Origin of the sequence: Streptomyces sp. NRRL S-495, assembly GCF_000966955.1 — a bacterium.
Taxonomy (GTDB): Bacteria; Actinomycetota; Actinomycetes; order Streptomycetales; family Streptomycetaceae; genus Kitasatospora; species Kitasatospora purpeofusca.
This window is the reverse complement of sequence record NZ_JZWY01000624.1, coordinates 1-6,586: the sequence shown is the minus strand read 5'-3', so window position 1 is coordinate 6,586 and position 6,586 is coordinate 1. Positions and strand designations below refer to the sequence as shown.

Below are 6,586 nucleotides of genomic sequence, written 5' to 3'. Positions count from 1 at the left end.
GGTCGGTGCCGGCCCGGTCCTCGGCGACGAAGGCGCGGGCCTGCTTGACCACCACCTCCCGGCCGCCGGCGACCTCCACCGCGCGGTAGACGTGTCCGTTCGGCGAGCGGGTGATCCCGGCGGTGAGCCGGTAGCGGCCGTCACCGATCCGGGTGGTCGGCGCCGGCCGCCGGGCCGGGTCGGTGGACGGGCCGGTGGTCGTGTCGGCGGCCGGGTCGGCCGCGGTGAACGGGTCCGCCGCCCAGGGCGGTTGGCGGTAGGAGGGCTCCGCCAGCCCCGGGAAGGTCCGGCCGTCGGGGCCGGTCATGACGAGGTCGGGGTCGTCGTCGGAGACCCGGAACGGGCCGTAGCGGTAGTAGACCGGGGCGTCCGGCCGCAGCCGCCGGTCGCTGACCACACGCGGCCCGGTGCGGCCCGCCAGCACCTCGGCCAGTTCCGCGGCCAACGGCCCGGCCTCCTCCGGCGCCGGGTAGACCGTGACCGCCTTGCCGACGCCGGCGGGGCCGCGGAGCCCGGAGTTGAGCTGGTGCAGGACGGCGGCGGAGGCGGCGAACTTGGCGTCGCAGGTGCGGCCGAGCAGGACGGGGAGGACGAGGTCGACCAGGTCGGGCAGGTGGTCGGGCCGGGCCGAGAGGTGGAGCTTCCAGCCGTGGCCGAGTTCGGGCATCCGCGGGTCCTGGAGGTACAGCCAGCCGTCGCCGCTGTGCAGCCGCCGTCGGGCGCCGGGCGGTGCCGCGAGGTGGGCGGCGAGTCGGGACCGTACGTCCCCCGCCGGTCCGTCGTCGGGCTCCCCGCCCGCAGCCGCTGCCACCATCGTCCGCCGCTCCCTCCCCGGGGTCCGCCCCTCCTGCGCCCTCGTGTGCGCGGGCCGGTGCGACCGCCGGGCCGGGCTGCCCGGCGGTCGCCGCTGCTACTCCGACCGCCCGGCGGGGATCAGGAGTCGAAACCACACTCGAAACGGGTGGGGACGTAGGTGACCCACGGGTCGGCGAGGCACGCGACCGGGGTGAGATCGGCGGCGAACTCGTCCTCGAAGGTGATGGTGTCCTCGTCGATGTCCAGCGGGCCGGCGTCGCGGATGTCCAGGACCTGAGCGCTCATGAGTGCTTCCTCCCATGCGGGTTGGCGGATTCCTGTTCGACGGCATGGTCATGCTAGCGATTCACTCGTGTTCACCATAGGGGCGCGGCATCATCACATGCGCGACACCTGGGTGTGCGTTCCCGGGGGCGGAAGGTTCGGCCCGGTGTGGTGTGTGACATTGCGCCAGAGGGGTGATTTGCACGGTCCCCGGTGCTACGGTCGGATCATGTCCAAGGCCGAAATCGACCAGCTGACCGCCGAGTTCTTCGGGGCGTTCGACAACCGGGACGGCCGCGGTGCCGATGTGGCCCGGCTGCGCCGCCTGATGCTCCCGCAGGGGGTGATCGTCAGCACCCGCCCGGCCTTCACGGTCTACTCCGTCGAGGAGTTCATCGAGCCGCGCGAACGGCTGCTGGAGGCGGACGGTCGACTGGTCGGCTTCTCGGAGTGGGAGACCTCCGAGCGGACCGAGATCGAGGGTGACGTCGCGTCGCGCTTCGGCGAGTACCGCAAGTCCGGCTTCTTCGACGGCAAGCCCTACGAGGGCGACGGGACGAAGACGATCCAGTTCGTGCGGACCCCGGAGGGCTGGCGCATCGCGGCCTTCTCCTGGTGCGACCGGATCTGACCCGCCCGGACCTGACCCGACCGGCTCTGACCTGAGCTGACCTGATCGTCCGGCGCCGGACGGTCCTTGGCGGGCCCGGGCGGGCCCGGGTCGGTGGTCGGCCGACGGCATGGCAGCATCCCGGGTGTGGTGATCTACGACGAACGACTCTCCGTCCCGCTGCGCTGGTGGCTGGCCGCGCTGGTGGCCGCCGGCGCGCTCGCGGCGGCGCTGCTCCCGCTCTCCCCGGTGTTCGCCGTCGCCGCCGGTGCCGTCCTGTCGCCGCCGGTGCCGTCCTGCTGATGGCGCTCGGGCCGGCGTTCGGCCGGTACGGCGGGGTGCGGATCCGGGTGTGCGACGGCGTGCTGGTGGCCGGTCCGATCGTGCTGCGGGGCGAGCACGCGGGCGCGGTCGAGGTCCTCGACCAGGCCGCCGCCTTCGCCTGGCGCACCCGGCTGGCGAGCCCCCGGGCCCGGCTCCTCATCCGCAGCTACCTCCCCTGCGCGGTCCGGGTGGAGGTCGCCGAGCCCTCCCTCCTCTGCCCCTACGTCTACCTCTCCACCCGCCGTCCGGCCGCCCTGGCCGCCGCGCTCGCCGAGGCGCGCGACCACTGCACCGCCCCGGCCGGCCGGGCCCGCTGACGGCCGCTCCGGCCTGGCTCCGTCCGGCGCTCCCCTCAGGCAGCGGCGCCTGCGGTGCCGGACGCGCTGGGGCGCGCTCTTTGGCGCCCCGGGGGGTGGGCGCTGCGGGGTCGGAGTGGTGGGAATGGCCCTGTCCGTGAGTGACGGATGGGACTGGTGGTGCTGGTGCGAGTTCAGGTGTTGGTGGGATTCGGTGTGTTCGGGGTGTTCTGGGGCGCCTGGGGTGCGCTGATCCCGGAGATCCAGCGGCAGGCCGGGGTGGGCAACGGCGAACTGGGTGTCGCCGTGCTGATGATCGGACTCGGCGCCCTGGGCTCGATGCGTCCGGCCGGAGCCGCCGTGGACCGCTTCGGCCGCTCGGCCGTCGCCGTGATCCTCCTGCTGATGGCCGCTGCCGCCGTCCTGCCCGGGCTCGCGCACGGGGCGCGGGTGCTGATGGCGGCGCTCGCCGTGCTGGGCGCGGCGTCCGGGGCCGTCGACGTCGGGGTCAACACCCTGGCGAGCGAGGAGGAGAGCCGCTCGGGCCGGCTGATGAACGCCGCCCACGCCTGCTTCTCCGCCTGCGTGGTGCTCGGCGCCCTCGGCTCCGGTCTCGCCCTGGAGCGCGGCCTCGCGGCGGACCGGGTGCTGCTGCTGACCGCCGTGCTGCTGGCCGGCGCGGCCGTGGTGATCGGGTTCCCCGGCCCGGCGGGGCCGCCGGCCGTGTCCCGCCGCGACCGACAGCGGGCCGCCGTCACGGACCGGCCGCTGCTGGCCCTCGGGGCGCTGTGCGCGCTCGCGTACCTGGTCGAGAACGCCTGGCAGAGCTGGAGCGCGGTGATGCTGCGCTCGGTCTTCCACACCGGGTCCGGTGCGGCCGCCGCCGGTCCGGTGGTGTTCGCGGCCGCCGCCGCGGTCGGCCGTCTGGCCGGGCACGGGCTCACCGCCCGGTTGCCGCAGCGGCACCTGCTCGCCCTGGGCGCGGCGGTGGCGACCGTTGGCACCCTGGGCGCCGCGCTGGCGCCGGGCGCGCGGTCGATGCTGGCGGCGCTCGTCGTGGCCGGCCTGGGCACCTCGGTGTGCGCGCCCACGATCCTCTCGCTGGCCGGGGAGCAGGCCCGCCCCGAGGTCCGCTCGTCCGCCGTGGCGGTCGTTGCCTCGATCGGCTACGGCGGCTGCCTGCTCGGCCCCGCCGCCGTCGGCCTCACCGCCTCCTCGGCCGGCCTCCGGGCCGCTCTGTGCGGTGTCGCGGGGACGGCGGCGGCGCTTGCTCTCGCCTCCCTGCTGCCCCGGCCCGGGCCCCGGCAGGCCCGGGAGCCCCGGCCGCTCGACGCGGAGAGCTGAGCCGGTGCGGCCGCCGCAGCGGCGTGTTCGGGGCGGGCGGGGTGGCGGCCCGGCGCGGGCCGGGTGGGGGAGTGCGCCGGTGGTCGTCCCGTCCGTCTGTTCGATTGGAGCTGGGGTGCCCGTATCTGTGGTGTGATGGACGGATGATCGACGAAGGTTTCGCCGCGGAATGCCTGGGCCCGGTGGGGGAAGCGGTCCGACGGGCGGCGGCCGCCGAGATCATGCCGCGCTTCCGCTCGCTGACCGCCGACCAGGTGGCCGAGAAGAAGGGCCCGCACGACCTGGTGACGGTCGCCGACCGGGGTGCGGAGGCGCACCTGACGGCCGCGCTGACGCAGTTGCTCCCCGGTTCGGTCGTGGTGGGGGAGGAGGCGGTCGACGCGGACCCGGGCCTCTATGCGGAGCTGGGCGGAGACCGGCCGGTCTGGATCGTGGACCCGATCGACGGGACCCGTACCTTCGTCCGCGGCGACGAGGGCTTCTGCACCCTGGTCGCGCTCGCGCACCGGGGCGAGCTGCTGGCCTCCTGGACCTACTCGCCGGTCCGCGACGAGATGGCGACGGCCCTGCGGGGCGGCGGCGCCCACCTGGACGGCGTCCCGCTGTGGGCCGGGGCGCCCGCGGCCGGGGCCCCGCTGGAGATCGCCGCCTCCCACCCCCGCTTCACCACGCCCGCCCACAAGCGCGCGCTGCTCGGCCTGCGAGCCGAGGGCGTGCGCACCCGGCCGTGCGCGGGTTCGGCGGGGCTGGAGTACCTGGCGATCGCCCGGGGCGCCGTCGACGCCACGGTGTTCGCCTGGGAGAACGCCTGGGACCACGCGGCCGGGCTGCTGCTGGTCGCCGAGGCGGGCGGCGCCCACGCCACCCTCACCGGCGCGCCGTTCCGCCTCGCCGGCGGCAATGTCCTCCCCTTCACCACGGCCCGCGACGCCGCGACCCTGACCCGGATCCGGGGCCTCCTGCTGGGCGAGGCCCCGGCCGGGTAGCCGGGCCGGGGGCGCCTCAGCGAGGCCCGGGGGTCAGTCGGCGACCTGGTCCCGGACGGCGTCCGGGAGGCGGCGGCCGGTGACCGAGCGCCAGGCGCGTTCGACGGCGCGGGGGCCGAGGTCGACGGTCAGGCGGCGCAGGCCGACCACGCTCGGCCAGGTCGCCGGGTGCGGGAACTCCTCGAAGCAGTTGATGCTGCGCACCAGCCACTCCATCGCCTCCCGGGGCCGTCCCTGCTCCGCCGCCAACAGCCCGAACTGGCCGAAGGTGCGGGCCAGTCCGGGGGTGTCGCCGATCCGGTGCGAGACGTCCAGCGCCTTGCGGTACCGGGCCTCGGCCTCCGCCGCCCGGCCGCCCGCCTGGGCGGTCAGCCCGAGCTGGTGGTGCCCGGCCGAGACCCCGGCTTGGTCGCCCAGCTCCTCCCGGAGTGCCAGCGCCCGGGCGAAGCGGCGTTCCGCCTCGGCGAGGTCCCCGCGCCGGGTCGCCACCAGGCCGAGCTGGTGCTCGCCGAGCGCCGTGCCGACCGCATCGCCGAGGTCCTGGCGGATCTCCAGCGCCTTGCGGTGCCGGGCCTCGGCCTCCTCGAACCGCTCCCGCACGGCGGCCAGCACGCCGAGCCGGTGGTGGGCGTCGGCGGCGCCGGCCCGACTGCCGGACTCCTCGGCGAGGTCCAGCGCCCGCTCGCACCACTCCTCCGCCTCGTCGAGCCGGCCCAGCTCGGCGGCGACGGCGGCGAGCCGGTGGTGGAGCTCCGCCGTGACGGACAGGTCGGCCGCCGCACCGACGGCCGTCGCACTGACGGCGGCCGCACCGACGGCCGTCGCGCCGACGGCCGCCAGCGCCTGCCCGAAGCACCCGTGGGCGTCCTCGAAGCGGCCCTGCTCCTCGGCCAGGACGCCGAGCCGGTGGTGGCAGGCGGCCGCCCGGCCGGTCTCGCCCAGGCGCTCGAAGAGGTCAAGGGCCTGCCGGGTCCGCCGCTCGGCGTCGTCCGGCCGACCGAGCCGATGGGCGATCACCCCCAGCTGATGGTGGCCGATCGCGAGGCCGTCCACGTCCCCGAGCCGCTCCAGCAGGGCCTGCGACCGCAGGAACCACTCCTCGGCCTCGCCGAAGTCGCCCCGGTCGACGGCGATCCCGCCGAGCCGCTGATGGCAGTCGGCCAGCTCGTCGAGCTGCTCGGAACCGGGCGGGTGCAGTTCGGCGGCGCGGTGGATCTCGCGGTAGGCACGCTCGGCCCCGTCCACCCGGCCCAGCCGCAGCAGCCGCCGGGCGTCGGCGCCGACCACGTACAGCCACAGGGACCCGGCCGGGCTGTCGAGGACGGGCGGGGTGCCGTCGGCCTCCTCCACGGTGAGCCGCACCCGGTCGATCCAGTGGCGGGCCTCCAGGTCGGTGCCCCGGGCGTTCCAGTGGTCGTGCAGCGGCCGGACGAGCGCCAGCGCCTGCAGCCACAGGCCCCGGTCCAGGGCCCGGGCGAGCATCGCGCCGATCGTCGGCCGCTGGAGGTCGAGCGCGGTCAGGGCGAACTCGGCGCTGCCGTTGTGCAGTTCGCGGGTGAGCAGCAGACAGAAGTTGACCTGGGCGCCGAGCAGGGCCTGCAGCCCGGCCTCGTGCTCCTCGGCGAAGCGGGGCCCGGCCGCGCGCCACCCGGTGGCCAGCGCGTCGGCGACCGTGGGGTGGACCCGGTAGGCGGTGCGGCCGCAGGGTGTCAGCAGACCGAGCTCCGCCGCCCGCCGCAGCAGTCGCTGCCAGTCCTCGGTGCCGAGGCCCCGGAAGCGTTCGGGGGCGAGCGGATGGCGGGAGAGCAGGGCGAGCACGGTGGCATCGGCGACCCCGTGCACGAGCGGGACAGCCGTCAGTGCCCGGCGGTCGGCCGCGCCGAGGCGGGCCAGCGCGTAGGCGGTGCTCACCGCGAGCGCCGCCGGAACGGCCTCGGGGGTGGGGA

Annotated in this window: 7 protein-coding genes and 1 pseudogene; 5 read left to right on the top strand and 3 right to left on the bottom strand. The window is 76.4% G+C overall.

Annotated features, from left to right (window positions below):
• A pseudogene (locus tag VR45_RS29110) lies at positions 1–814 on the bottom strand (hypothetical protein); the annotation flags it as partial.
• A gap of 119 nt (positions 815–933) precedes the next feature.
• Complete coding sequence (locus VR45_RS48025; protein WP_199839610.1) at positions 934–1,101, bottom strand: SflA family class IV lanthipeptide; 168 nt, start codon at positions 1,099–1,101, stop codon at positions 934–936.
• Positions 1,102–1,309: 208 nt separating this feature from the next.
• On the opposite strand from VR45_RS48025, the gene VR45_RS29105 reads away from it, so the two are divergent.
• The 5 genes from VR45_RS29105 (at position 1,310) to VR45_RS29085 (ending at position 4,640) form a co-directional block, all read left to right on the top strand.
• Complete coding sequence (locus VR45_RS29105; RefSeq protein WP_045942840.1) at positions 1,310–1,711, top strand: DUF4440 domain-containing protein; 402 nt, start codon at positions 1,310–1,312, stop codon at positions 1,709–1,711.
• Positions 1,712–1,837: 126 nt separating this feature from the next.
• On the top strand, positions 1,838–1,993 hold the full coding sequence (locus VR45_RS50200; RefSeq protein WP_286163521.1) for a DUF3093 family protein: 156 nt from the start codon (positions 1,838–1,840) through the stop codon (positions 1,991–1,993).
• On the top strand, positions 1,993–2,331 hold the full coding sequence (locus VR45_RS29095; protein ID WP_052709465.1) for a DUF3093 family protein: 339 nt from the start codon (positions 1,993–1,995) through the stop codon (positions 2,329–2,331). Before VR45_RS50200 ends, VR45_RS29095 begins: the two co-directional genes overlap by 1 nt.
• 183 nt (positions 2,332–2,514) lie before the next feature.
• Entirely contained in the window at positions 2,515–3,654 is a 1,140-nt protein-coding gene (locus VR45_RS29090) for an MFS transporter (protein ID WP_159394390.1), read from the top strand.
• Between the two features lie 143 nt (positions 3,655–3,797).
• The gene (locus tag VR45_RS29085; RefSeq protein ID WP_045942837.1) at positions 3,798–4,640 is read left to right on the top strand and encodes an inositol monophosphatase family protein; all 843 of its coding nucleotides are present in this window, start codon (positions 3,798–3,800) and stop codon (positions 4,638–4,640) included.
• Between the two features lie 33 nt (positions 4,641–4,673).
• Here the strand turns inward: VR45_RS29085 and VR45_RS29080 are convergent.
• On the bottom strand, positions 4,674–6,586 hold a 1,913-nt coding region (locus tag VR45_RS29080; protein ID WP_045942836.1), incomplete at its 5' end, for a tetratricopeptide repeat protein.